The organism is Vibrio sp. RE86 (assembly GCF_013114545.1).
Classification (GTDB): Bacteria; Pseudomonadota; Gammaproteobacteria; order Enterobacterales; family Vibrionaceae; genus Vibrio.
Genome location: NZ_VTXI01000007.1, coordinates 109,029 through 134,110 on the forward strand (window position 1 = coordinate 109,029; position 25,082 = coordinate 134,110).

General features: G+C 42.3%; 23 protein-coding genes and 2 tRNA genes. 19 read left to right on the plus strand and 6 right to left on the minus strand.

The features are described 5' to 3' along the window. The first annotated feature begins 145 nt into the window (after positions 1 to 145). The 3 genes from F0231_RS09095 (at position 146) to F0231_RS09105 (ending at position 1,601) form a co-directional block, all read left to right on the plus strand. Entirely contained in the window at positions 146 to 1,033 is an 888-nt protein-coding gene (locus F0231_RS09095) for an NAD(P)-dependent oxidoreductase (RefSeq protein WP_171759408.1), read from the plus strand. Positions 1,034 to 1,425: 392 nt separating this feature from the next. Continuing rightward, positions 1,426 to 1,500, plus strand: a tRNA-Gly gene (locus F0231_RS09100). A gap of 26 nt (positions 1,501 to 1,526) precedes the next feature. Next, a tRNA-Gly gene (locus tag F0231_RS09105) sits at positions 1,527 to 1,601 on the plus strand. A 55-nt stretch (positions 1,602 to 1,656) separates the two neighbouring features. Here the strand turns inward: F0231_RS09105 and F0231_RS09110 are convergent. Continuing rightward, positions 1,657 to 2,787, minus strand: a complete 1,131-nt coding sequence (locus tag F0231_RS09110) for a LapD/MoxY N-terminal periplasmic domain-containing protein (protein ID WP_171759409.1) — start codon at positions 2,785 to 2,787, stop codon at positions 1,657 to 1,659. Next, positions 2,784 to 3,518, minus strand: a complete 735-nt coding sequence (locus F0231_RS09115) for a transglutaminase-like cysteine peptidase (protein ID WP_171759410.1) — start codon at positions 3,516 to 3,518, stop codon at positions 2,784 to 2,786. The genes F0231_RS09110 and F0231_RS09115 overlap by 4 nt, the downstream gene beginning before the upstream one ends. A 324-nt stretch (positions 3,519 to 3,842) precedes the next feature. On the opposite strand from F0231_RS09115, the gene F0231_RS09120 reads away from it, so the two are divergent. From F0231_RS09120 to F0231_RS09195, 16 genes are all read left to right on the plus strand, one after another. Then, the gene (locus F0231_RS09120) at positions 3,843 to 5,258 is read left to right on the plus strand and encodes an undecaprenyl-phosphate glucose phosphotransferase (RefSeq protein ID WP_171759411.1); all 1,416 of its coding nucleotides are present in this window, start codon (positions 3,843 to 3,845) and stop codon (positions 5,256 to 5,258) included. Between the two features lie 106 nt (positions 5,259 to 5,364). Continuing rightward, complete coding sequence (locus tag F0231_RS09125) at positions 5,365 to 5,898, plus strand: polysaccharide biosynthesis/export family protein (protein WP_171759412.1); 534 nt, start codon at positions 5,365 to 5,367, stop codon at positions 5,896 to 5,898. Between the two features lie 84 nt (positions 5,899 to 5,982). Beyond that, complete coding sequence (locus tag F0231_RS09130; protein WP_171759413.1) at positions 5,983 to 8,205, plus strand: polysaccharide biosynthesis tyrosine autokinase; 2,223 nt, start codon at positions 5,983 to 5,985, stop codon at positions 8,203 to 8,205. 36 nt (positions 8,206 to 8,241) lie between these two features. Then, complete coding sequence (locus tag F0231_RS09135) at positions 8,242 to 9,522, plus strand: hypothetical protein (RefSeq protein ID WP_171759414.1); 1,281 nt, start codon at positions 8,242 to 8,244, stop codon at positions 9,520 to 9,522. 12 nt (positions 9,523 to 9,534) lie between these two features. Next, positions 9,535 to 10,584, plus strand: coding sequence for a polysaccharide pyruvyl transferase family protein (locus tag F0231_RS09140; RefSeq protein WP_171759415.1), 1,050 nt, complete (start codon positions 9,535 to 9,537; stop codon positions 10,582 to 10,584). Beyond that, positions 10,577 to 11,545 (plus strand): glycosyltransferase family 2 protein, encoded by a 969-nt coding sequence (locus tag F0231_RS09145; protein WP_171759416.1) that lies wholly within the window; start codon positions 10,577 to 10,579, stop codon positions 11,543 to 11,545. Before F0231_RS09140 ends, F0231_RS09145 begins: the two co-directional genes overlap by 8 nt. 1,088 nt (positions 11,546 to 12,633) lie before the next feature. Beyond that, positions 12,634 to 13,356, plus strand: coding sequence for a WecB/TagA/CpsF family glycosyltransferase (locus tag F0231_RS09150; protein ID WP_171759417.1), 723 nt, complete (start codon positions 12,634 to 12,636; stop codon positions 13,354 to 13,356). A 100-nt stretch (positions 13,357 to 13,456) separates the two neighbouring features. Next, positions 13,457 to 14,326, plus strand: coding sequence for a UTP--glucose-1-phosphate uridylyltransferase GalU (gene galU / locus F0231_RS09155; RefSeq protein ID WP_171759418.1), 870 nt, complete (start codon positions 13,457 to 13,459; stop codon positions 14,324 to 14,326). A 6-nt stretch (positions 14,327 to 14,332) separates the two neighbouring features. Beyond that, positions 14,333 to 15,058, plus strand: coding sequence for a hypothetical protein (locus tag F0231_RS09160; RefSeq protein ID WP_171759419.1), 726 nt, complete (start codon positions 14,333 to 14,335; stop codon positions 15,056 to 15,058). Further along, positions 15,046 to 15,471 (plus strand): VanZ family protein, encoded by a 426-nt coding sequence (locus F0231_RS09165; protein WP_171759420.1) that lies wholly within the window; start codon positions 15,046 to 15,048, stop codon positions 15,469 to 15,471. The genes F0231_RS09160 and F0231_RS09165 overlap by 13 nt, the downstream gene beginning before the upstream one ends. A 70-nt stretch (positions 15,472 to 15,541) precedes the next feature. After that, positions 15,542 to 16,186, plus strand: a complete 645-nt coding sequence (locus F0231_RS09170; protein ID WP_171759421.1) for a hypothetical protein — start codon at positions 15,542 to 15,544, stop codon at positions 16,184 to 16,186. Positions 16,187 to 16,333: 147 nt separating this feature from the next. Then, positions 16,334 to 17,710, plus strand: a complete 1,377-nt coding sequence (locus F0231_RS09175) for an O-antigen ligase (RefSeq protein ID WP_171759422.1) — start codon at positions 16,334 to 16,336, stop codon at positions 17,708 to 17,710. A 45-nt stretch (positions 17,711 to 17,755) separates the two neighbouring features. After that, positions 17,756 to 18,199 (plus strand): low molecular weight protein-tyrosine-phosphatase, encoded by a 444-nt coding sequence (locus F0231_RS09180; protein WP_171759423.1) that lies wholly within the window; start codon positions 17,756 to 17,758, stop codon positions 18,197 to 18,199. 139 nt (positions 18,200 to 18,338) lie between these two features. Beyond that, positions 18,339 to 18,800 (plus strand): hypothetical protein, encoded by a 462-nt coding sequence (locus F0231_RS09185; protein ID WP_171759424.1) that lies wholly within the window; start codon positions 18,339 to 18,341, stop codon positions 18,798 to 18,800. 96 nt (positions 18,801 to 18,896) lie between these two features. Then, positions 18,897 to 19,790, plus strand: a complete 894-nt coding sequence (locus F0231_RS09190; protein ID WP_171759425.1) for a LysR family transcriptional regulator — start codon at positions 18,897 to 18,899, stop codon at positions 19,788 to 19,790. 157 nt (positions 19,791 to 19,947) lie between these two features. After that, entirely contained in the window at positions 19,948 to 20,541 is a 594-nt protein-coding gene (locus tag F0231_RS09195; RefSeq protein WP_171759426.1) for a response regulator transcription factor, read from the plus strand. A 4-nt stretch (positions 20,542 to 20,545) separates the two neighbouring features. Here F0231_RS09195 and F0231_RS09200 read toward each other — a convergent pair whose 3' ends face one another. The 4 genes from F0231_RS09200 to F0231_RS09215 are packed head-to-tail and all read right to left on the minus strand — an operon-like array spanning position 20,546 to position 25,066. Next, complete coding sequence (locus tag F0231_RS09200; protein ID WP_171759427.1) at positions 20,546 to 21,466, minus strand: hydroxymethylglutaryl-CoA lyase; 921 nt, start codon at positions 21,464 to 21,466, stop codon at positions 20,546 to 20,548. An 8-nt stretch (positions 21,467 to 21,474) separates the two neighbouring features. Beyond that, positions 21,475 to 22,275, minus strand: coding sequence for an enoyl-CoA hydratase-related protein (locus F0231_RS09205; RefSeq protein WP_171759428.1), 801 nt, complete (start codon positions 22,273 to 22,275; stop codon positions 21,475 to 21,477). Between the two features lie 9 nt (positions 22,276 to 22,284). Continuing rightward, entirely contained in the window at positions 22,285 to 23,886 is a 1,602-nt protein-coding gene (locus F0231_RS09210) for a carboxyl transferase domain-containing protein (RefSeq protein WP_171759429.1), read from the minus strand. Positions 23,887 to 23,896: 10 nt separating this feature from the next. Then, entirely contained in the window at positions 23,897 to 25,066 is a 1,170-nt protein-coding gene (locus F0231_RS09215) for an isovaleryl-CoA dehydrogenase (protein ID WP_171759430.1), read from the minus strand. Positions 25,067 to 25,082: the final 16 nt, after the last annotated feature.

A 25,082-nucleotide genomic window follows, 5' to 3' on the forward strand; every position in this document is an offset into this window, starting at 1 on the left:
ACCATAAACAAAGGAATGAGCGACGTTTTTGATCACAAAAAGGCGCTCTATTGTCTATCTCGACCTATTTTATGATTGATCTAATGGCTATATAACAATATTATTCTGGTTATATAATCATACAATAATGCATTTGGAGACAAAGATGACTAAACCTACTATCGGCTTTATCGGTCTGGGCCTTATGGGCGGCAACATGGTTGAGAACCTACAAAAACGTGGTTACCAACTAAACGTGATGGATCTAAACAAAGATGCAGTAGCGGTATGTGTTGAGCGTGGCGCGAAAGCAGTAAGCACAGGTAAAGAGCTAGCAGAAAACAGCGATATCGTGATGCTATGTCTGACTACATCTGCAGTTGTTGAGAAAGTGGTTTACGGCGACGAAGGTATCCTGGCGGGTATGTCTGAAGGCAAAACGCTGATCGACTTTGGTACTTCTATCCCAGCTTCAACTAAGAAGATTGGCGAAGACCTAGCTCAGAAAGGCGCTGGTATGATTGACGCTCCTCTTGGCCGTACTCCAGCACACGCCAAAGATGGTCTATTAAACATCATGGCAGCGGGCGACATCGATACATTCAACAAAGTGAAGCCAGTTCTAGAAGAGCAGGGTGAAAACGTATTCCACCTAGGCGCACTTGGTGCAGGTCACACGACTAAGCTTGTAAACAACTTCATGGGTATGACAACAGTGGCAGCAATGTCTCAAGCATTTGCAGTAGCAAAACTTGCAGGTGTTGATGGCCAGCAACTGTTCGACATTATGTCTGCAGGCCCATCTAACTCACCATTCATGCAGTTCTGTAAGTTCTACGCGGTAGACGGTGAAGAGAAGCTAGGTTTCTCAATTGCTAACGCAAACAAAGATCTTGGCTACTTCCTAGAGATGGTTTCTGACCTAGGTACACAATCTCTAATCGCAGAAGGCACTTCTAAGAGCCTACAAGCCGCGGTAGATTCTGGTCTTGCTAACAACGACGTACCAGTGATTTTTGATTACTTCCTAAAACTTGAAGCTGAAGCGAAATAACGCCAGTTTCAAATAAGCGAAGCGATTAACAAGAATAGGAAGAGAGCAAGTGGTGCAAGCCGCTTGCTCTTTTTCTTTGTGGAAGAAAGATAAATCCGACAACGCTGTAATACCAACCAGAATAAATATCTGGTCATTCTTGCTGGTTAAAATCGCTGATAGCATCGTTATAGCTTTTGTAGGTAGGTCAACTAGCTAGCTGCAATCTATGCCTTGCTCTAAGCGATTTTTCCTGCGCAATTATCTGATCACCTATTTATCCCGATTGGTATTAGGCATTTATCACACTTTTCGTCCATTTTGATTCAAGATTGACCAAACGCACTCGAAGAGGAAGAAAAGGCTTTTCTTTTCAGTCAGCTGTGGCATATTGAATCTGTCTTCACGATGATGCGTGCATCGTATAATGGCTATTACCTCAGCCTTCCAAGCTGATGATGCGGGTTCGATTCCCGCTGCACGCTCCAAGCTTTCTAGCTTTCTAGCTTACCTTGCGTACTTCGTATAATGGCTATTACCTCAGCCTTCCAAGCTGATGATGCGGGTTCGATTCCCGCAGTACGCTCCAAATTTCCCCAAAAACTCCGATTTCGCGCTTATGTTCGTAAGCACCTTTCTAAAGTTTAACCTAGGCCAGACTTAATTTTCTTATTGAGGTCAGTAAGAAGTGTCTTGACGGAAGCGTAGTCATCCACTTTGATCGTCACTTGTACAAAATCACTTCCATATGAACGCTTCAGACTATTACTGGCCTGTTGAGCAAATTCTTCGTATTCGTCGTTGTTTGCTTTCGTACCTAAAAAAGCAAATTCTGCATCGGACAGTCTGGCGACGGTGATGTTGCTCAAATCAAGTTGGGATAGAGTAGCAGCGATACGTCGCCCTTCGTCGTTGAGCTCTCTAAATCGACGTTCATGCTTGAGCTTAGATAATTCAGGAAAATGATAAACAACAATATTAGTGGAAGTGTTGCTCATTATAGACCGGGTTATCGAGTCAATAAGATACTGTCGATTTGAAATACCGGTTTCATTGTCAAAATAGGCGGTATCAAATAAGGCTTTCGAATCGCGTTTTAGTTCTTCAATGACCTCAGAAATATTTCTAGCCATCGTATTGTATGCGTTTACTAGCGTGAGAACTTCACGGGTATTAGGTTGTTTTAAAGGGGTAAATATAACGTTGACCGAATTTGATACCACATGATCTTTAAGCTCATTCAATGGTGCAAGACTTCGTTTCAAGAAGAGATGAAAGATTATGATAGCGATTAAATTAAACCCAGTGCCAATTATAGTGAAACCCAGCGTTGTGTTCCAAAGGCGTATATAGGTGAAAGTGAGATTACTTTGGGTAGTTAAAACCGCTTCAACCGTCCAGTCTGAGGAAATCGAAGTACTTTTGCTAATTGGCGCGATAGGGACGGCCTCAATAAACCATTGTGGTACAGGCAGCGCTTCTTGAGGGTAAATGCGCTTAATGGCTGGCCTACCGTCGTTGAATGTGAGAACAGCTTGCTTATACAGGGTGCTATCAAACAATGAATTCATCATCGTTTCGATGTGGCTTCTTGATGGTGACGTAATGACAGGGGTTAATGCAAATCCTAAGGCTCGACTAGTATTGTGTAGTTCTATCGTTTGCTGATCTACTAGGTGTCGCTGTGTGGCTTTGAACGTTATGGCAATGGTCAATATAGTCAGAGAGATAAGAATAATAGAAAAGAGGGTAATCAGTTTTCTATGCAGCGTCATTGTATCGGAGCCTTGTCTAAGTTGAGAACAGGAGTTGCCATTTTCAGTGCTCGAGTCGATTCCATTACTCGAACCCAAGGTTTTATCTTGGTCGCTTTGCCGATTAATTGTCCTTGGCCGAGCTGTTTAGTGAGCCATATTTCTTCAACGCTGAATGCGTATATTGGTTCTAAGTCTGTTCGTTGGGAGGCGGGTAACACGCGCTTTTCAATGTTGTCCAAGATCAGAGGTTCATTATTGGGTGTTTCTTGATACGTTAGTACCATGTGCGCTTCTTGGTACTCAATGGCGTTTACATAAGTCATTTGAAGTTGGTTCGGGTCAACACCTAAGAACACAAGGGTATAAAACTTGGCTAATGTGAAATCTTCGCAATCTCCTCCTCCAGCACCAATGAATTCAGCCAAGCTAGCCCAGTAGTCGTCTTTACCCCAGAGTTTTGCATCATCGATAAATGTCATTTCGTTAAAGAAATCGTTTACCAAATTGATCTGTGTATTGAGGTCTTGATTGCGAGAAGTGTCAACCAGCTCGATCCAATCATTTGCGCGTCGATAAGCGCTATCACCGTATAGCATCTTTATTTTGGATACAAGATCTGGAATCTCTTTTACGTTGAAGGCGACAGAGGCAAGAGGAGAAGGTGAGAACAAGAATGCAAGACAAATACTAGAGACAAGCGCGAAGTATCTTAACGCTGATATTCGTTGTTGTGCTCGCGGACTTTCCATGTCGTCGATTTACCGTGCGTTATTCGCTAGTAAATTAAACTTAATACATAGCTAACAACTCCGTCAATAAAGGTGTGATAGAAATATCAAAATAATGTAAGGCTATATTTGGTATGACTGGTATCAAATTTTTTATGCAAGACATTGACTAAGAAATCAAGTGCATAAAATTCTGTTTACTTGAGTTCACCTTTACTTTAGCATCCCCGCTCAATGCATTTAGCGTACGCATTATGGATAGGACCTTCATGGATGAAGTGAATTTCATTAACCAAGTACCTTAACAAAAAGATTCGTTAGGGACCCAAACACACTTAGGTTGCGATGAAAAGTTACAACAACATCCGGTTAGGCGAGCAAGAATCCATCACACTTTATCGAATCGTCGATTGTGTGATCATTTTTTCAGTTTTGCTTTTAGTGTCTTTATTATATCTGGGGCACTTTACTCACACGTATTACTTCGCGGGAACCTTTGCAGCCTTGCTGTTTGTTTTTTTTGGCGAAAATAACGGTCTCTATAAAGGTACAAGCTCGTACTCGACAAGTGAACACTTGTCTCGCATTGGCGCTTCTTGGATCAAATCAATTTTGTGTATCTTACTGTTGGCTTTCTTTTCTAAGTGGAGTCATGTGCACTCACGCGTTGTGATTACGATGTGGATGGTTGCGGTACCTTTGGCATTATTGGGTGTGCGTGTACTTTCCAGAAACCTAGTCAAGTTGCACTACAAAAAGTACTCGTATAAGCAAAAGGCGATCATTGTCGGTCAAACATCAGCAGGGGTTAAGCTCGCTCTGGATATACAACAAACACAGAGCAATATTCAAAAAATAATAGGCTTTTATGATGATAGGACCGCGGCGCGCAATGTAGATGTTGATCAACTAAGAGCAACTGGTCTCAAACTAGAAGGCACTATCGCACAGGCCCTAGAGCTGGCTAAAACGCGCAAAGTTAAGCATGTATATATTGCTATCTCGACATGGCAATCTGAGCGTGTACAAAATATTGTGAGACAGTTTTCTGATACAACGGCACATGTTTATCTGGTACCTGACATCAATACTTTTGAGCCGATGCAGGCTCGTTGGAGAAGTATTGGAGGTAGTCCGACTATTAGTATTCAAGACACTCCTTTTTATGGCTTCTCAAGCATCGTAAAACGTGTACAAGATATCGTTCTATCTTCGATTATCATTACCCTTATTTCACCAGTACTGGTTTTAGTTGCATTCGGGGTGAGGCTCTCAAGCCCAGGGCCTATTATCTTCAAGCAGAATAGATATGGCCTGGATGGAAAAGAGATCAAAGTATGGAAGTTTCGTTCAATGTCAGTGATGGATAACGGCGCAGTGGTTAAACAAGCAACCAAAAACGATGCTCGAGTCACCAAGTTTGGACGATTCATCCGCAAAACTTCTCTTGATGAATTACCGCAGTTTATCAACGTTTTACAGGGAAGAATGTCTATTGTTGGGCCGCGTCCACATGCGGTTGCTCATAATGAAGAATATCGCCAAATTGTTGATAAATATATGCTTCGCCATAAGGTAAAACCAGGCATAACCGGCCTTGCTCAAATTAGCGGTTACCGTGGTGAAATTGACACGTTAGAGAAAATGGAAAAGCGTATAGAGTATGACTTGAAGTACATTCAGCACTGGAGCTTGTTTCTCGATATTAAAATTGTCTTTCTAACTATCTTTAAAGGTTTCGTTAGTAAAACAGCTTATTAGAGTCACGCAGAGCATCTTACTCGCATGGCCTACATCTTTACTCAATATCATTCAACAGTACTAATCAACTATGTTTAAACGCACCATATTACTTATGCTCGCTCTTGTGAGTAGCACGTTTAGTGTTCTTGCTGCTGATAGCGAAGACTATATCCTTGCACCAGGCGACACAATCAATGTCACTGTATACGGTGAAGAAGACTTAACCATTGAAGAGCGCCGTATTGACACGCGTGAGCTACTTGAATACCCATACTTGGGTAAAATCTCAACCAAAGATAAGTCACTGAGTGACCTACAAGGTGAGATTGTAAAAGGGTTAAAAGGTCGAGTGCTAATTAACCCACGTGTCAGTGTTAGCATTTTCAAATACCGGAACTTCTACATTAACGGGGTAGTACATAAGCCAGGCAACTATGAATATGAGCCAGGGCTAACGGTAGAACAAGCGGTTTCGATCGCTGGTGGATTTATCGCTAAATTCCGTCATACCAAAGGGATTTATATCATTCGTTCCGAAGAAACCAAGTACATGGATGGCGACCAGCTTGAAGCTTACTTAAAGGATCAAGACGAGTCGCGTATGTCTGACCGTGTGAACCCAGGTGACACGGTTTACATTATCTCAAGCTTGTTCTAGCGAAAGCTTACTTAAACCCATTGAAATTATTGTACGTGGAAAAACTCGTACAGTTGTTAACACATTAATCGCCGAGTAGTTCAGATGCAATTAATAGCAAAAGACCAAAACATGAACAATGAAGAGGTCATAGATTTAGGCAAGTACCTAATTTTACTTCAAAAGAGTTGGTTAAGGATTGCCATGTTTACCATTTTGGTGATGGCATTAACTACTCTGATTGTTTTTTCTATCACACCTAAATACGAGGCAACGTCTACTCTTTTGATTGAAGCTCAGGCTCAAAAAGCAGTCTCAATTGAGGAAGTAGTAGGTATCGACTCTAACCAAAAAGAGTATTACCTAACTCAGTTTGAGATTCTGAAATCCAATCAGATCGCAGAGCGCGTTATCGAAACACTAAAACTTGAAGAGCGCCTTGAGTTCAACGCTACGTTAAGCCGTGATAAATCATTGAAACAGATGATCAAAGCACTGCCTCTATTCAAAGCATATGGTAAAGAAGAAGCGAAAACTGAAGCGCAAATTCAAGAGTCTATTCGCCAAGATGCATTGGTTATATTTGCAGACAACTTAACTATTTCGCCAATTCGTAAAACTCAGCTGGTAAAGATTAGCTTTATATCGGAAGACCCAGAACTTGCAGCAGAAGTGGCGAATGCTGTCGGTAATGCGTACATAGAACTCAATGTGGAGGCGCGTTTAGCGGCGACGAAAGATGCGTCACTGTGGATCAGCAACCGATTAGAGGAGCTGAAAGAACAGTTAGCGGGGTCAGAACGCAAGTTAACCGATTACCTAAACCGTGAACAATTGATCGACGATAGTGGCATCGATGCATTGGTAAGCTCTGAAATCAACAGCTTAAGTGAGCGTTTAGCAGAAGTAACTGATCGCCGCATCGAAGTGGAATCTGCTTACAATGCACTGCGCATAGGCAAAGGAAAAGACATAGTAGCGGTAGCGTCTATCCCGGTTATTTCTACTCACCCACAGGTTGTCGAAATTCGCTCAATTCAAGTTGAAGCAGAAAAGGCAGTAAAGGAGCTGTCGCTTCGCTATGGTCCAGAGCACGTAAAAATGGCCCAAGCAGTAGCAGAGCTAGAATCGGTGAAAGCACAGGGCAAAGAGCTTGTTCGCCAGCTATTAAAAGGCATGGGACAAGAGCTAATGGCGCTTCGTGGTCAAGAAAAGTTACTACACAAAGAGTTCGATGCCAAGAAGAGTGAATTCCAGCTTCTGACCGTGAAAAAGCGAGAATACGAAACCTTAAAGCGTGATGTAGAAACCAACCGACAAGTACTTAACCTATTCTTAACTCGCCAAAAAGAGACGACTGCGACTAGCGACTTTGAAGCGGCAAACGCGCGTTTTAGTGATTATGCTCGTGTACCACAAAAACCAGCGGCACCTAAAAAAGGCTTGATAATTGGGCTTGCGATGGTGGCATCAATGGGTTTTGCGATTGTGATGGTCTTCTTGGTAGACAGCCTGCGTAGCACCATTACGTCGGTGAAAGACTTTGAAGAGCGCTTTGGCCTAGTTCCCCTTGGCGGTATTCCGCAGGTTCTAGAAAAACGCTTCAAGAAGAGAGACCTGGATAATACGGTATTTGATGATAAGACCAACTTGCAGTTTGCAGAGTCTATCCGTTCAATCCGCACTGCTTTAACGCTTAGCCAGATGGGCAGTGACAGAAAACGCTTGGCAATTACTTCTTCGTTGCCAAATGAAGGCAAAACAACAACATCGATTAACTTAGCAATGGCCTATGCAAAAATGGAAAACGTGCTCCTGATTGACGGAGATTTACGTAAACCATCGGTTGCAGAGCGATTTGGCTTTAAGAAATATCAACAGGGTTTAACTAACCATTTATTGATGGGCACCGACCTAAACCAATGTTTGATTAAAGATGAAGCAACAGGTCTAACCATCCTGCCAGCAGGTATGTTAACACCAACGCCTCAAGAGCTTCTAAGTTCTGACAAGTTTGCTGAGTTGCTGGATGAACTAGAGCAACATTTCGACCGCATTATTATTGATACGCCACCAACGCTACCAATTAGCGACACGATGATCATCAGTAAACTAGTAGGTGGTGTAGCGATTGTAGTTAAAGCTAACGGTACTCGCATCGCAAGCATGAAGAACACACTTGCACGTTACATGGGCCAAGGCATCAACATTGACGGAATCATTGTTAATCAGGTGACACAAAAATCACTAAAAGCCGACTCAACTTATGGTGGCTACGGCAAGTATGGAACTTATGGCACTTACGGTGAAAACCCTGCACATAGCTGAAACTAACTTGAAGAATAGAAATGATGAGTAAAGCCTGTGGCATATAGTAAGCATACGAAGTTAGGCATATTGTCTTTGGTGAGTAAGTCTCAAAAAATAATAATGGGACCTGCATTGATGCTATTAATAGCATCAGCTTTGACTAACGAGCAACTAAGTTACTTTTATGCATTTTCTAGTTTGATAGCCATGCAACAATTAGCGGAGCTTGGAGTAGGTCACACTATTAAGCAGTTTATTAGCCATGATTATAAACTAGAAAATGGTAGTTGGAGTGAGGATTCAATAGCGAAAATAAAATCATACTTTCAATTTTCACTTGTATGGTTCCTATTGATCGGCTTGTTCATACTTTTGGTTGTTGGTCCTTTGGGCTATGTCTACTTTGATACTGACAGCAACGTTAACTGGTTTTACCCTTGGGTTCTTTTAATTTTTTCAGCTGTGTTTTCTGTTGTAAGAACACCAATAAAATTATTAATGGAAGGTGTGCAGAAACAAGAGTTCCTGTATCTGAGTGAATTGGTTTCCTCAATTTCATACGTAGTATCAATGTGCTTGTTATTATATTTTGATTATGAGCTTTACAGTTTGTCAATTGCACTGTTGGTAAGTGAACTGATCTTCTTATCGTGTGTATTTACTACAGTAAGAAACCTTGTATCTACATTTAGATTAGAGAAATGCAGATTTAAATTTAAGGAAGTTTGGATTGAAATATATCCTTTAATATCAAAAGTGTCACTTGTTTGGGGAGCAGGATATTTCTTCTGGAATGGATTTAACTTGATCATATTTAGAGTGTATCCATTAGAAATCTCAGGCAAGATTATGTTTACATTAGCTCTTGTAAAAGCTGGATACCAAGTGTCAGAGTCAATTATGTATGGGCAGATGACTTATCTATCTAACTTAATCTCTAGAGATGAAATTAAACTATCGTTATACAAGTTTAAACGAACATTTAAAGTATCATTGTTATTTTTAGCTACCGGCTATGGATTGTTTATTATGATGTTATTTTTATCACCAGATCTTTATCTGTTGGATAAGGTTGCAGATATTTCGACTACAGTTCAAATTATAGTCTTCTACTATTTGGTTTTTACCATGATGTTGAAAAATAATTACGTTAGATGCTTCAAAATAGAGCCTTTTGTCATAAACTCTATGCTTATGAGTATTGTTACTCCAGTTATTTTTTACATTTTTTCAATATCTGATTTTGAAGAGTATGCCTTTGCATTTTGCACAATTTACATCTTATACATCTACTATAGAAACAGCGTGATACATAGAAAATTCATGTGTCATTAGTTCGGCGGGATTATGAAAGACATCAGTATTGGAATTATTAACTTACAGCATAGTAAGAATTATGGTGCGCTTGTTCAAGCGTATGCTTTACAGGAAGTATTAAACGATAATGGACTTAAGAACAAGACTATTGATTTTAGACCAAGAAAGAGCAGAGTCATATTTAAAGTCAAAGAAACAGCAAAAAAAATTCTTAACAAAGAAGATGTATTCGATGACTTCAGGAACAGAAATATCAACTTGACGCCAATACTAACAAACTCAGAAGATCTAGATTTTAGCGACTTTAGTGTTTTTATTACAGGTAGTGATCAGGTTTGGAGACCAAGATACACAAACCCAAATGCTGAAGTATATTTTTTGAACTTCGGAAATAGTGATGTAAAAAAAATATCTTATGCAGCCAGTTTTGGTGTAGATCATTGGGAAGAAGAGTTCGTAGGTCATAAGGAAACTGACAGGATAAAGGAACTCGTTAACGATTTTGACCATATTTCAGTAAGAGAAGCATCTGGCGTGAGTATCTGTCAGGAGCAATTTGGTAGTGAAGCAGTCCATGTTCTTGATCCTACTTTATTAGCAGGAAGACAAGTGTTCGAGCGACTATTGGTAGAAAACAGGGACAAAAGTCGTTCCAGCGGTGGTTTAGTTTACTACAAGTTAGATCATGACCAATGCTTTATCGATGAGATCGAACGGATTTCTGATAAATATAAAATAGAAAAAAATAACATTTATCGACCTGGTAAATATATACCTGTATGCGCATGGCTTGAGAGCATAAAAAATGCAGATCTCGTTATAACTGATTCTTTTCATGGCGTTTGTTTTTGTCTTATTTTCAACAAGAATTTTATCTGTGTGGTCAATAAAGATAGAGGTCGATCTAGACTTGAGAGCTTACTGTCTTTAGTGGGTTTAAAAGAGCGGCTTGTAGATCGTCTCGACTCAAGCATAGATGAAACGATCAATAAAAGTATTGACTACAACAAAGTTAATAATCTCATTGAACAATTAAGACAGTATTCTTTAGATTGGCTCATAAAGTCAGTTAATGGGTAAATATATGATATCTATAATCGTGCCTGCATATAACGTTGAGGGATATATTTCAAGGTGTTTAGATTCAATTTCTAGTCAGAGTTATAGTGACTATGAGGTTATTGTTGTTAATGACGGATCAACGGACTCAACACGAGATATAATCGAAGAGAAAGCGAAGTTAAACGACAAGATAAAGTTATACAATACTGAAAATAATGGCGTAACAAGAGCGAGATATTTAGGGTGGGAACAGTGTAAAGGAGACTACGTTGCGTTTCTTGACGCGGATGACGAAATTGAATTTGAGTATCTGGACAGTTTTCTAAAAGTAAAAGGGTTTGAAAAGTACGATATTATAGTCTCTGGATATCGTAGGATTAGCGAAAATGGAAAAGTTCTCTCAAACAATCCCTATGACAATGGAGAGTTATCACAAAAAGAATATATTGATTTCCTTTTCGATACCGATTTTGGTGGTTCACCATGGGGAAAGTTATTCAATAGAAAAGTAATCTCAGATTATTGTTTTGATCTAAATAGAAATATATCATTTAAGGAGGATGTAATCATGAATATGGTTATTTCTTCGAATGTTAAAAGTGTAAAGGTAATATCTGAAACTTTATATAGATATCGAGTTCGTAAAGGGTCTGCGATAACTGAACTTAGGACTTCAAACTACGAAATTGAATATTTTGACACAATTAACGATAAGTTTATAAGGACTTTTGGTTCGGATTGTAAACTCCCAGAGTCCATGATTTATTATAATGTTAGATTCTGTTTATATTCACTGGCGAAGGAGTTGCTAAGATTCGAATTTAATTTTTCAAATATAAATAGAATAATGTCGATCTCATTAGAGAATATCGATGTTACTGACTTTAACACTAAGATGAAAATTATACATTATTCGTTTTTACTCATTGAAAAATCAAAGAGACTGCTAGATGTACTTACATTTTGGAAGTTTAAATAAATTTCACTTACTGCACGTAATTATTATAATAATTTGTGTTGTAGTGTATAAAATAAATCCAGGGCCAACAGTTTCTGCGTTAATATGGGACTTGTATATTTTGCTTGGAAGTGCAGTGATAGTAGCTCGTTCTAATAGAAAGGGACAATTAACACCAATAATCATTGTGTTCTCTATTATTTCATTATTCTTATTGTCTCAATACTATTTTATTCTAGATGTATACAGTAAGAGTACTTATGAATTTCTTAGGAGTTTTAAGCCATTTGTATACCTTTTTTGCCTTGCTTTAGTATGTACATTAAACTGTTCACGTGACCAAAAGATTATACTACCTTTAGGTATCACTAAGATTTTGATCGTGTTTACGGCTTTGGTCTACTTATTACTCTTTATTCTGGGAGTAGAGAGACCGTCGCTATACGCTGAAAATAACTATGAACTAGTATCTCTATTGACTCTATACTTCATCTGTTTCTATGGTCTTTCTATTAGATATAGAGTGCTTGGATTCCTTTCTGTTATTCTGTCATTGTCCAAATCTGGCATTTTAATGATCGTTTTTGTTCTGTATAGGAGTTTATCTAGATATTCATCAAATCATACTAAATCAATTGCTTTTTTGGTTTTTATCATTATGTCGTTGGTTGGTTTATACACTGCGATGGTACTCAGAGGCGTTTCTAGTATTTATGATGTGGACAGATTTAACTTTTTGGTCGAGTTTCTAGATGCCTTTGGTCGAGGAAGTTTAATTAACGTTCTATTTGGATATGGTATTGCATCAGAGTTGCCAAATGTCACATGTATATCACTTGCATACTACGCTCCGATTAACGTTAATCCTAGTTATTGTAATTCAGTTATACTCCATTCATTTCTACTTAGGTTTGCATATGATTTTGGTGTTATTGGATTAAGCTGTTTTCTTATATGTTGGATTTATTATTTGGCTAGATTATTTGGTCATTATATTGGTTTGTCAATATTCTCTATTTTAATTATATCCTCTCTGTCCGTTACGTCATTTGCTAGTTCTATAAGTATTTGGCCTATATTTATGATTGTCTTTTCGCGTGGTTTTAAAAATGAGTAAGGTAATATCAAAGATTTTTAGTAGTCGAGAAGTTGATTGCTTCGATCGAGGCTGTCATACATTTGTTAACCCTTATTCATATTTGGTTTTGAGGAAAAAAACGTTATCAATCGAGAATATAGATCATATTCACCTAGATGGTTGGCTCTCTTGTTTTGTGTTTTCTAAACTTTTTGGATTTAACTTTCAAAGAAAGAGTTTTGATTTAACATCCATTGGAAAGGATGTGCTTGTTAAATTGAATAGTGAACATTCCACGCTATCTATTGTTGGTAGTACTACACATGATGTTAATAAGTTCGTAAATTGGATTAAAAGAGAATATTCAAATATAACTTGTATTTACCATCGAGACGGTTATTTTGAATCGCCATCGGAAGTTTCAGATACAATAAATATGATTGTTTCATGTAAACCTGACCTCGTTATTGTAGGTATGGGGGCAGGAAAACAGGAGCAATTTCTCTCTAAATTGGCTAAAAGTGAATTCTCAGGAAGTGCGTTTACGTGTGGGGGGTTTATTCATCAGACGGCATCAAAATCTGGAGAGTATTATCCGCATTTATTCGATCGATTAAACCTGAGGTGGTTATTCAGAATGCTAGATGAACCAAAGCTAATCTATCGATATGTAAAGTATTACCCGTTGTTTATTGTTGTATTTATTCTTGACTTTTATAGATATAAAAAACAATCAACAAAAGAATTTATTTAGTCCCAATGAGTACTAAGTACCCATTGGGTTTTGGGCGCAAGGGGATATCAACCAATTTCGGGTTTATCCTATTTCTGTTATCGAGTTAAAGAGATTTTTGATGATTAAACACTGTTTGTTTCCCGCCGCTGGCTACGGCACTCGTTTCTTACCTGCAACTAAGTCTATGCCGAAGGAGATGATGCCAATCGTCAACAAGCCACTCATTGAGTACGGAGTGGATGAAGCGATTCAAGCTGGTTTAAACAGCATGGCAATTGTGACAGGTCGCGGTAAGAACTCTCTGATGGATCACTTTGACAAAAATTATGAGTTAGAGCATCAGATCCAAGGGACTAACAAAGAGGAGCTTTTGCTGGATATCCGTGATCTGATTGATGGCGCAAACTTCACTTACATTCGTCAAAGAGAAATGAAAGGGCTTGGCCATGCCATTTTAACGGGCAAAGAACTGGTTGGTGACAACCCATTTGCTGTGCTGTTAGCGGATGACCTATGCGTCAATCCTGATCAAGGTGTATTGGCGCAAATGGTTGGCTTATATAAACAGTTCCGATGCACGATTATTGCTGTACAAGAGGTACCAGCCAATGAAACGCATAAATACGGCGTGATCGCTGGTGAACATTTGAGTGATGACCTTATTCGAGTCACTGATATGGTTGAAAAGCCAGAACTAGGCTCAGCACCAAGCAACTTAGCGATCATTGGCCGCTATATTTTAACGCCAGATATCTTTGAACATATCGAGAACACGACACCTGGCAAAGGTGGTGAAATCCAAATTACCGATGCAATCCTGAAACAAGCGAGCAAAGGCTGCGTGATTGCCTATAGATTCAAAGGCCAGCGCTTTGATTGTGGTAGCGTTGAAGGGTATATCGATGCGACAAACTATTGCTACCAAAATGCCTATTTGAAAGACAAGCAAGTTGAAGTCAAGCAAGCACGTACAGAAAAGCAAGATTAACGAAAGATGATGTCAAATTTGGATACGTCAAGAAAGGGCGTGGCAGTAGGGCCATTGCTTGCTAAAAACGCCATGCTCGTGATGTTGGTAAGTCTCTCTATTTGTATTTTCGTATACGCAAGCCGAGCTGCAGTAGGTAACTTGTATGTTTTGTCTTTAAAAGATGAAATTGAGGCAGTAGCGACACTCAATAGCAAAGGCGAAATCCCCTCTATTGTCGATGCTCGTCAACTGACGGCCAGCGTGATGTCGTGGGATGGTCATACTCCAAGCACTTTGGCCTATGTAGCAAGCTTTACGCGTTGGTTTGAACACCTTCTTTCCCAGTCCCACGTTTATCAGCAAAACTCGTTAAGTATTGATGTTCCTATGATGTTGGATGAGGCCATCGAAGCTCGACCGACGATGTCGAATCAATACCTGCTAAGAGCGATGGAGCTTTGGCTAGAGGGTGAGAGTAAAGAGGTGATTGCGCACCAGTATCAATTGGCACAGCACTTTGGGCCGTTCGATAAAGACGTCGCGCTAGCCAGTTTAGAATTCTACCTTGCTTACTGGCCAAGTCTTACGAAGCAAGAAAAAGTATTAGCCAGTCGTTATCTATTATCACCAAGAGATTACCGTCTTAACTACTGGCAAATAGGGGCTGTAATTAAGCGATCCCAAAACCAGAAACGAGCATGTAATTTGCTGCGTTTCAATAATGTACATATCCGAGAATGCAAAGTTTAATTCTGAAAAATCTCATAAACCGACGAGCAGGGCTGTTGCTTGTGTTGGTCATTGTGGGTGGCTTGGCCTCAATGGCGAAGACCTTCGGAGTATTAGGCGATGTGGTTCGTGATATCGAGTTGCTGTTAGGAGGAGATTGGGCGCTGCATGCGTTGCTCGCGTCTTTTCTTGGCTTAACGGCTTCATGGGCGACGCCAAAACAGTGGTTACATCGCTCCTTCTTTTTAATGTCTCCTGTGACATTTGTGGTTTTGCTTTTGGTGGTCATTGACGAAAGTTTGCAGGCGTTTAATCCGCAACGCGAGTTTTCTGCTCTCGATATGCTGATCAACATTACGGGTGTTACGACAGGGGCATTAATTTATGTTTCGGCCAAACGGTTTTTAGGCGCCAATCAGGTTGCAAAAGATTGATGGATCGCGACGGAAGGGGCAGTGACTTTGGCGCTCGTTTTTTTAATATCAACAATAATAAGGTTGTTCTATGAAGTTAAAAGCATTGGCAGTGAGCCTTGCTTTTGGTGCAGCAGTGGTTGCAGCACCAACAATCGCGGCAGCACCAGCAGTGGATTCTGTAAAGATCCAAGAAATGGTAGCGGCTTCTGCTCTATCTGCAGAAGCATTGGCGGTTGAGCTTATTGCTCAGTACCCATCACTTGCAGCTACTATCGTTGAAGCGGTTGTTAAAGCGCACCCTGAAGCGGCAGTAGCAGTAACTTCTGCAGCGGTTAAGGCAGCGCCACAAGCGGCAGCAGCGGTTGCAGCAGCAGCAGTAACAGCAGCGCCAGAAGCGGCCGCAGCAGTTGCAGAGGCAGCAGTAACAGCAGCGCCAGAAGCAGCGGCTGAAGTTACGAAAGTAGCGATGGCAGCAGCGCCAGAAGCGGCAGCGGAAATCGCAGAAGTCGCTCGTGCAGCAGAAGTACCAAACAGTGACATCACTGAAGCGGCACTTGATGCAGGTATTGACCCAACGGAAGTTGCAGAAACTCCAGCTTCTGGTGGTGCACCTGAAGTGCCAGCACCTGCACCTGCACCGGCGCCAGCACCTGCTGCTCCAGAAGCACCTTCTGCGCCGTCGCCAGGCACACCTAACAATGACAATGACCGTTCGCCAGTTTCTGGCAACTAGTTTGTTTTTTTAGGTATTAACCTAAGCCAAAACCCCAGCGAAAGATCCTATTGTTTGCTTCGTTGGGGTTTTCTTTCGGGTCTTACTACTGATGATAAGCCTGTAAGTAGTTACTATTTTAAGTTGTTGTATTAATAGTTATTTATCATGATTCGTTTTGAAAAAGTCAGCTTTATATTGCTGCTGGTTTTAGTTGTCTGGTTACCAATCCCACTGGCATCGAATCGCGTGTGGGCTTGGTCACTGGCTGAAATCCTTGTGTCGGTTCAAACGCTATGTCTTGCATTGAGTTATTTTTCAAAAGAAAGAGACTTGCCATTTTCTCGTCTTAAAAGGTTCTCTTGGTTACTCATTCCTCTTGTTATGTTTCAGATCTGGAACGGTGTACAGATCGTTCCGTTTGAACTCGCAACGTTAGCGAAAATCTCACCATTCAGTGCTGAGGTGTACCAACTAGCAGGTGCTGTTCGTGGAGCAATCTCATTGGATGTTCATGCTTCCACCACGTCTTGGGTTAAAGGGATCACATATAGTCTGTTTGCGTTTAATGCCGTTGTATTAATACATACGCCCAATCGCTTAAAAGCGGTTGCACTTGCGATTGTACTCAGTGGTACATTGCAAGCGTTTTATGGAGCGATGACTGTGTTGCTTGGTTTGAAGACTTCGCTAATCTTTAACTTTAAAGAAAGCGGTATCGCGACAGGATCGTTTGTGTATAAAAACCATTTAGCCAACTATTTGATGATGTCGTTAGCGATTGGCTCTGGCTTGATCATCGCACAGCTTCATATTAGCCCTTCAGGTAGTTGGAACGAACGTTTACGCCGTTGGAGTGACGGCGTGGTATCTCGAAAAATGTTTGTACGTTTGGCACTTGTCATAATGGTGATCGCGTTGGTGATGACTCGTTCTAGGATGGGTAATGCGGCCTTTTTTGCTGCTACAACATTGGGTGGATTAGTCGCCCTAATGTTTTTCAAAGACAAACCGCGAGCATTCGTTCCTCTAATAGTCAGTCTGATTTTAGTTGATACCCTAGTTGTGGGGACGGTATTTGGCCTAGACAAAGTGAAAGATAGACTTGAACAAACCTCCGTTTTAAAAGAGACACGAGATGAAGTCGTTGAATGGTCACTGCCTATCATCGAACAGTATCCGTTGACTGGTACAGGAATAGGGAGTTTCTATTCAATTTTTCCTAGCTATACCCAGTTCAATATTGGTTATTACGATCATGCACATAATGACTATATACAGTTTGCTGTAGAGGCAGGGATTCCTGCAACGATTCTACTGGGCTTCATGTGGCTGTGGGCAGTGGTACTTACGATTCGTGCAATGAAACATCGAAATAGTAAAACCTTGAGAGGGCTCGCGTTGGGTTGTTTTATCGCGTTGATCGGGATGCTGATGCACATATCGGTCGACTTTAACCTTCAAGCGCCAGCTAATGCCATGACTTTTGTATTGATTTTAGTGATGGCTGGGTGCACTCAAAGTATCAAAATAACCCGTCGCTAATAGAGCGATGATGTAATTAAGCGTTAAGTTCAAAAGAGAAAAGAGATGTTCAACAAAATTCTTGTGGTATGCGTGGGTAATATTTGTCGTTCGCCATTGGGTGAGGCTTTACTCGCTGATTTACTGCCGAATAAGCAAGTTGCTTCAGCTGGAGTCATGGTTGATAGGAGTAACTTGTCAGGATGTGCTGCTGATATTAATTCACAAAAAATCGCCCAATCTGCTGGCTTTGATATCAGTGGACATAAAGCTCAGCAGCTTACGAAAGAGCTGTGTGATCAGTATGACCTAATTTTGGTCATGGAATCTGCGCATGTTGATATGGTAGCTGAACTTGTTCCAAATGCTCGTAGTCGCACACTCTTATTTGGGCAGTGGAGTGGTGACGCAACCATTGCTGACCCTTACCAAAAAGATATGTCAGCGTTTCAATTATCATACCAGCGTATTCACCGAGCAGCCCATGCTTGGGCCAAGAAACTTAGCTAGGTTAACAGAGCCTAATCATTATCTTAACTCACTCCTGACTGAGTCACTATTTAATCCAAATGAACTTGTGGTAGATTTATAAAGTGTACGTCGTGAACAATTATTGGTGTTTTTATCAGTTGGTGAGTGAGTTTAAATTATGGCAAAAATTACAGCCGAAGAGAGAGCGCGCAAGCAAGAGGCACTAAACCAAATCGTTCTTGATATCTTTTGGAATGAAGGATGGCCTGCGGTCTCTTATGCGGAAGTGGCAAAACGTTTTGGTACGACGAAAAGCGCTATTCAAAGGTATTACCCTACACATGAGCACTTTGGTCTTGCTCTTCAAGGTAAGGTGATGCCGATCATAGCAGAACACCTCGATTGGTCTTCAAGCGACAAGTTTATTGATTCTTGGATGGTTGCGCTGTCTAACGAAAACGATGTGCGTTTTCGTCGCGTTCTTGAATTGCTGTTCCACGAAACACTCCGTGAAAACCCTTCGAAAATGACCACCGCAGGAGTAGACCGCTTTACAGGTAAAATAATAGAAGCCTTCGGTGATGCAAATATCGTTGATATTCTGTTTGGTCGTACTTTTCTTTATCTGCTTAAACATTGAGCGATCTAAAGCGCGTTTCAGTTAAATCAAAGTGTTGCTATAAAAGGTCGAGGTGCATAACCTTGTCGCAGGGTGTCGAAAAGAGTAGGGAGACAAATGAAGTCAGATATCGATCTTAACTTGCTGGTGGTCTTGGTTCTGTTAAACGAGCATAGGCAGCTAAAGCTTGTCGCGAAAGCCTTGGGCAAGACAGAAAGCGCGGTGAGTAAGTATTTGTCTCGCCTCAGAGAGCAGCTTAATGATCCCCTATTTGTCAGGGGGGCGCATGAGTATGAGCCGACCGATTACATGAACAAACTCTTGCCATTAATCGCATCAGGCTTGGACTCAATACAGACCGCGATGAGCTACCAACAGTTTGATCCTCTTAACTACGACAACACCATTGTGCTCGCGATTCCTAGCGCGCTTCAGTATCGCGTCGGGAGTGATTTACTGGTCGACTTGCTAGAAACCTTCCCCAAAGCGCGAATCAAATTGGTGGATTGGGAGGCATACACCAAGACTGACATCATTGAAGGTCGTGTAGATATGGGGGTTTTCTACTTCAATGAAGAGCTGCCTAAAAGCATTTACCAGCATGATCTTGGCCGGCTAACCTCTGCGATTGTGACCCGTCAAGGTATCGATACGTCTAACATTGAAGACCTCTTAAACATGCCTTATCTATTGCTTAATACCAAAGGTCGTGGCGACATCAAAGGGGCAAGCTATACCATGCTGAAAGAGGCGGGGATAGAGCTTGATGTTCGAGGAATAGTCGATAACCTGACCTGCCTGCTTACTGCACTGAAAAAGTTCAACTACGCGACGATTCTTCATGATTTTGGTGATGAGCTTGAAGGCTTAAATATTACCCCGTTCCCAGAAAGCCTCAAGTTAGGACGATTGCCTAAAGTCGTGGCCAATTATCGAGTGATTCATCGCGGCAATCCTTTTCATGAACTGCTTGCGAGTAAGGTACAAACTCACCTCAATCTTGCTAATTAAATCTATCTAGTGATGCGCCTAGTTGATTGAAATCTATACCAACTTTCCAATTTGGAATGTGTCGTTTCCACACCTTCAACCAGAAAATCCCTACATTATAGGCAAAGGGAATGGTGAGAAGTGGAATCGTCGCATCAACAAATTAGAGAGAAAAGTCATGAGTTCAATCAGCGTTCTAATTCTAGATATTCAGCCAATTATTCGCGATGCAGTTCGTCAAATGCTCAGAGTGAGCCAGACTGCACTCAACATCGTTCAATCTGACTCTGTGCGTTACGCGAGCAAGCTAGTACGAGAGCAGCAGTTTGATATGATTATCTCAGACGTAGAGCTGGTGGACGGTAGCGGTATCGACTTTATCCGCCGTACAAGAAAAGCAGGGTATCGAGGCAAAGTGCTGTTCCTATCGTCCAACGACCTACCGTTTTATAGCAAAGTGGCGAAAGAGGTCGGCGCAAATGGCTACGTGTCAAAACGAGAAACTTCAGCGCATATCCAAGATTCAATCTGGACGACTTACCGTGGCTTCAGCGTTTTCAACGACAAACAAGCAGGAGCTAACAAGATGCCCGTTTTGTCGCAACGTGAATCTGTGGTGTATGGCTATCTGATGAAAGGTTATTCCAACAAGAAGATCTCAGAGCTTCTATCGCTGAGTGCAAAGACGGTCAGCACTTACAAGTCTCGAATTCTGGAAAAATACAATGCGTCTTCCATCATTGAAGTGATGGAGCTAAAACACGTAATCTAACTATCTAAAGGAGAGGGGTAGCGTGCTGCGCGATTGCCCCTCTTATGAATTTCCCTACCTCTCGGAGCTTCTCCAAATCGACATCTGTCTTTATACCGAGCCCATGACAAAGATAAAGCACTTCCTCAGTGGCAACATTGCCTGATGCTCCTTTTGCATAAGGACAGCCACCCAGCCCGGCAACGCTAGAATCAATGGTTGATACACCCATTTGCAACGCTTGATAGATATTGGCGATAGCTTGCCCATAAGTGTCATGAAAGTGGACAGCAACGTGCTCTTTTTCGCACACAGAAAGTACGGCTTCAAGCATAGCAGCTACTCTCAAGGGAGTACCTGTTCCTATCGTGTCACCTAGCGATATTTCATAGCAGCCCATATCCAACATTTGTTTCGCGAGGCTGGCGACCTGCTGTGGAGCGGTTGCACCATCGTAGGGGCAATCGACAACACATGACAAATAGCCCCTAACAGGCAGATTATGTGTCTTGGCGTGATCGATTACCTTTTCAAATCGCGACAGACTTTCGGCAATAGAGCAGTTGATGTTGCGCTGGCAAAAAGCTTCTGACGCGGACGTAAACACAGCAATTTGATCGGCCCTGTTAGCTATTGCTTGTTCTAACCCTTGTAAGTTTGGGGTTAGGGCAGAATAGACAACACCTGTGTGACGATTAATTTGGTTAAATACAGCGTCTGAGTTTGCCATTTGTGGGATGCGTTTAGGCGAGACAAAAGCGCCAGATTCAATGTGTTTCAAGCCCGTTTCGGATAGTCGATTAATGAGATCGACTTTTAATTCAAGCGGCAAGGTAGACTCATTTTGCAATCCATCTCGCGGGCCAACCTCAACTATCGATGCTGTCTCAGGTAAAGGTGAGTGATTGCCTATAACGGAATACTTGCTTTCAGAAGGCTGGGTCATAAATTACCTTAAGATGGCTCTTTCCAATTGGGCGAGCGTTTAGCAAGAAAGGCGCTGACCCCTTCTTGGCCCTCTTTAGATACTCTCACTTGAGCAATGAGTTCGCTGGTGTAGCGCTTGAGTTGGCCATCGACTGTTACTTGTTCACATCTCGCGCAGAGCTTTTTGGTGATGGCGAGCGCTTGTGGCGCAAGATTTGAAATGTTCGCGATCCAACTGTCAACAAAGTCAGACGCCGTATCTTCATCTTCTATTATGTGTACAAGATCCAATTCAACAGCACGATTAGCGTCAATGATTTCAGCGGTGAGCATATAACGCCTCGCTTGGCGCACCCCCATGGCACGAATCACATAAGGAGCAATGGTCGCAGGAACAAGTCCTAGTTTTACTTCACTTAAACAGAATTTTGAATGATGGTGTGCCACAACCAGATCGCAACAGCAAATGAGCCCTAATGCGCCCCCGAATGCGCTGCCGTTGACCAGTGCGAGTGTTGGGTGAGGAAAGGTATCGAGCTTTTCAAGCAAGGTCGCCATTTGGTAGGCATCTCGCTCATTGTTCTCTTTAGAGCGGTCAACCATTGAACGCATCCAATGGAGATCGGCACCGGCTGAAAAATGTCGTCCTTCCCCTGTAAGGATAAGCCCCTTAACATTGGCGTAGGTGGCTAGAGTATCGAGCGCGTCGATCAGTTCGACAATGGTGTGGTCATTAAACGCATTGGCGACGTCGGGCCGACTTAACATGAGGTGTGCAATACCATTGGCGTCGACGTGATAACGAATTGATTGTTCTGAAGTTGTCATAGTCTCTCCCTACATCCTAAATACGCCAAATTCGCTGTCAGGAATTGGGGCATTGAGTGCCACATTTAAGGCGTAAGCGAGCACACTTCGGGTCTCTTTCGGGTCGATAATGCCATCATCCCAAAGTCTTGCACTCGCATAATAAGGGTGGCCTTGTTGGTTATAAAGATCCAATATCTCTTGGCGAAAGGCCTGCTCTTGCTCTTCTTGCCATGGTTCACCTTTGCGTTTCATCACCTGATGTTTTACTTGCGTCAGTACGCCAGCGGCTTGCTCACCCCCCATGACGGATATTCGCGCATTCGGCCACATCCACATCATGGTAGGGTCATAGGCTCGGCCGCACATCCCGTAATTGCCTGCCCCATAGGAACCGCCGATGACGATGGTGAATTTAGGGACATCGGCACAAGCGACCGCCATAACCAACTTAGCGCCGTTTTTGGCTATTCCTCCTTCTTCAAATTTCTTTCCGACCATAAAGCCAGTGATGTTTTGCAAAAAGAGGAGAGGGACTTTGCGTTTGGCACACAGCTCAATAAAGTGCGCCCCTTTTTGTGCTGACTCTGAAAACAAAATCCCATTGTTGGCGACGATGCCAATCAATTGGCCTTCGATACGTGCAAACCCACACACTAAGCTCGCGCCAAAGAGTGCTTTGAACTCATCAAACTCAGAATCATCAACAAGTCGTGCGATCACTTCCCGTACATCAAAAGACAAACGTAGGTCTGAATTAACGATGCCGTACAGCTCGGTTGGATTATAACGGGGAGGTAAGCCGTTATTGTTTGGCTTAGGAATTAAGGCGTTGGTATTTGAAATAGCTTGCCGTGCTAGCTCTAACGCGTGCTGTTCGTTCTCAGCATAATAATCGGCTACTCCAGATTTTCTGCAATGGACATCGGCCCCGCCAAGCTCTTCATCGGTTACGACTTCCCCCGTCGCTGCTTTAACCAGTGGTGGGCCTGCTAGGAAGATCGTTCCTTGCTCTTTGACGATAATAGACACGTCCGCCATGGCTGGGATATACGCGCCGCCAGCGGTACACAGACCAAGCACAACAGCAACCTGAGGAATACCTTGAGCTGACATACGAGCTTGATTGAAGAAGATGCGTCCAAAATGCTCTTTGTCAGGGAACACCTCTGCTTGGTGCGGAAGGTTCGCACCGCCGGAATCAACCAGATAGATACACGGAAGCTGGCAACGTTTCGCGATCTCTTGAGCTCGAAGATGCTTTTTCACCGTCAAAGGGTAGTAAGTACCGCCTTTCACCGAGGGATCATTGGCGATGATCATGCAATGCACTTGGTTAACATAGCCGATACCCGCAACCACGCCTGCACATGGGATATCTTCATCGTACACCCCCCATGCAGCAAACTGACCTATCTCTAAAAATGGGCTGTTGTCATCGAGAATATGCTCGATTCGTTTGCGAACTGGGAGCTTGCCTTTTTGACGCTGTCGTTCAATCGCTTTCTCGCCCCCTGATTGCTGTATCTTGGCGATGTCAGATTCTAAGGTTTGGACGAGCGCCAACATCGCCGCGTAATTTTTAGCGTAAAGAGGGGAGTCTGGTTTGATCTTGGTTTTGATGACCGTCATCTTGCTCTCCTTAACGTGTCTCTTCAAACAGCTCACGGCCAATCAACATGCGTCTTATCTCAGACGTGCCTGCACCGATCTCATACAGTTTGGCATCTCGAAGCAGTCGACCGGCGGGAAACTCGTTGATGTATCCGTTACCACCTAACAGTTGAATGGTGTCGAGGGCAATTTGCGTCGCGAGCTCTGCGCTATACAGGATAACACCAGCGGCATCTTTACGGCTGGCTTGCCCGTTGTCGCACGCTTTTGCAACCGTGTAGAGGTAGGCTCTCGCTGCATTGGTACGGGTATACATATCAGCGACTTTGGCCTGCACGAGCTGAAACTCTCCAATAGATTGACCAAATTGTTTACGGTCGTGAATGTAAGGAATCACTAAATCTAGGCACGCTTGCATAATGCCTACAGGTCCTGCAGCAAGCACGACTCGTTCGTAATCTAAACCGCTCATCAACACCTTGACCCCTTGGTTGAGTTCACCAAGCACGTTTTCTTTGGGGACGGGGCAGTTTTCAAAGACCAATTCACAGGTGTTTGAGCCGCGCATACCTAATTTGTCGAGTTTCTGAGCATGACTGAATCCAGTAAAGCTCTTCTCGACAATAAATGCCGTAATGCCGTGTGCGCCTTTATCGGGTTCGGTCTTGGCGTACACCACCACTACATCGGCATCAGGGCCGTTGGTGATCCACATTTTATTGCCGTTTAGAATAAAGTGATCGCTGTTTAACGTTGCTTTAAGCTGCATGCTGACCACATCTGAACCTGCATTAGGTTCACTCATGGCTAATGCGCCGATGAAACGGCCATCGATGAGTTTTGGTAGATATTTTTCGCGCTGACTTGGTGACCCATTACGGTAGATTTGATTGACGCATAGATTGGAATGCGCCCCATAACTGAGCGCAACGGAGGCAGATGCGCGGCTGATCTCTTCCATGGCAATAGCGTGAGCGAGATAACCCATGTTTGCTCCGCCAAACGTTTCATCTACGGTAACACCGAGTAACCCCATCTCTCCGAATAGTGGCCAGAGTTGATTTGGGAACTCGTTGGTTTGATCGATTTCAGAAGATAGAGGAGCAATGTGCTGCTGAGCAAAGCCACAAACATGCTCACGAAGTAAGTTGAGGTCTTCACTCAAACCAAAATTGAGTGGGGTATATTGAGATAACATAACGCCTCCGATAAAT

What these genes read in the sequence shown, in the direction of transcription:
- F0231_RS09095 (WP_171759408.1), top strand. Translation starts at nt 146, where the DNA reads ATGACTAAACCTACTATCGGCTTTATCGGTCTGGGCCTTATGGGCGGC.
- F0231_RS09110 (WP_171759409.1), bottom strand. Translation starts at nt 2,787, where the DNA reads ATGACGCTGCATAGAAAACTGATTACCCTCTTTTCTATTATTCTTATC.
- F0231_RS09115 (WP_171759410.1), bottom strand. Translation starts at nt 3,518, where the DNA reads ATGGAAAGTCCGCGAGCACAACAACGAATATCAGCGTTAAGATACTTC.
- F0231_RS09120 (WP_171759411.1), top strand. Translation starts at nt 3,843, where the DNA reads ATGAAAAGTTACAACAACATCCGGTTAGGCGAGCAAGAATCCATCACA.
- F0231_RS09130 (WP_171759413.1), top strand. Translation starts at nt 5,983, where the DNA reads ATGCAATTAATAGCAAAAGACCAAAACATGAACAATGAAGAGGTCATA.
- F0231_RS09140 (WP_171759415.1), top strand. Translation starts at nt 9,535, where the DNA reads ATGAAAGACATCAGTATTGGAATTATTAACTTACAGCATAGTAAGAAT.
- F0231_RS09145 (WP_171759416.1), top strand. Translation starts at nt 10,577, where the DNA reads ATGGGTAAATATATGATATCTATAATCGTGCCTGCATATAACGTTGAG.
- F0231_RS09150 (WP_171759417.1), top strand. Translation starts at nt 12,634, where the DNA reads ATGAGTAAGGTAATATCAAAGATTTTTAGTAGTCGAGAAGTTGATTGC.
- galU (WP_171759418.1), top strand. Translation starts at nt 13,457, where the DNA reads ATGATTAAACACTGTTTGTTTCCCGCCGCTGGCTACGGCACTCGTTTC.
- F0231_RS09160 (WP_171759419.1), top strand. Translation starts at nt 14,333, where the DNA reads ATGATGTCAAATTTGGATACGTCAAGAAAGGGCGTGGCAGTAGGGCCA.
- F0231_RS09165 (WP_171759420.1), top strand. Translation starts at nt 15,046, where the DNA reads ATGCAAAGTTTAATTCTGAAAAATCTCATAAACCGACGAGCAGGGCTG.
- F0231_RS09170 (WP_171759421.1), top strand. Translation starts at nt 15,542, where the DNA reads ATGAAGTTAAAAGCATTGGCAGTGAGCCTTGCTTTTGGTGCAGCAGTG.
- F0231_RS09175 (WP_171759422.1), top strand. Translation starts at nt 16,334, where the DNA reads ATGATTCGTTTTGAAAAAGTCAGCTTTATATTGCTGCTGGTTTTAGTT.
- F0231_RS09180 (WP_171759423.1), top strand. Translation starts at nt 17,756, where the DNA reads ATGTTCAACAAAATTCTTGTGGTATGCGTGGGTAATATTTGTCGTTCG.
- F0231_RS09185 (WP_171759424.1), top strand. Translation starts at nt 18,339, where the DNA reads ATGGCAAAAATTACAGCCGAAGAGAGAGCGCGCAAGCAAGAGGCACTA.
- F0231_RS09190 (WP_171759425.1), top strand. Translation starts at nt 18,897, where the DNA reads ATGAAGTCAGATATCGATCTTAACTTGCTGGTGGTCTTGGTTCTGTTA.
- F0231_RS09195 (WP_171759426.1), top strand. Translation starts at nt 19,948, where the DNA reads ATGAGTTCAATCAGCGTTCTAATTCTAGATATTCAGCCAATTATTCGC.
- F0231_RS09200 (WP_171759427.1), bottom strand. Translation starts at nt 21,466, where the DNA reads ATGACCCAGCCTTCTGAAAGCAAGTATTCCGTTATAGGCAATCACTCA.
- F0231_RS09205 (WP_171759428.1), bottom strand. Translation starts at nt 22,275, where the DNA reads ATGACAACTTCAGAACAATCAATTCGTTATCACGTCGACGCCAATGGT.
- F0231_RS09210 (WP_171759429.1), bottom strand. Translation starts at nt 23,886, where the DNA reads ATGACGGTCATCAAAACCAAGATCAAACCAGACTCCCCTCTTTACGCT.
- F0231_RS09215 (WP_171759430.1), bottom strand. Translation starts at nt 25,066, where the DNA reads ATGTTATCTCAATATACCCCACTCAATTTTGGTTTGAGTGAAGACCTC.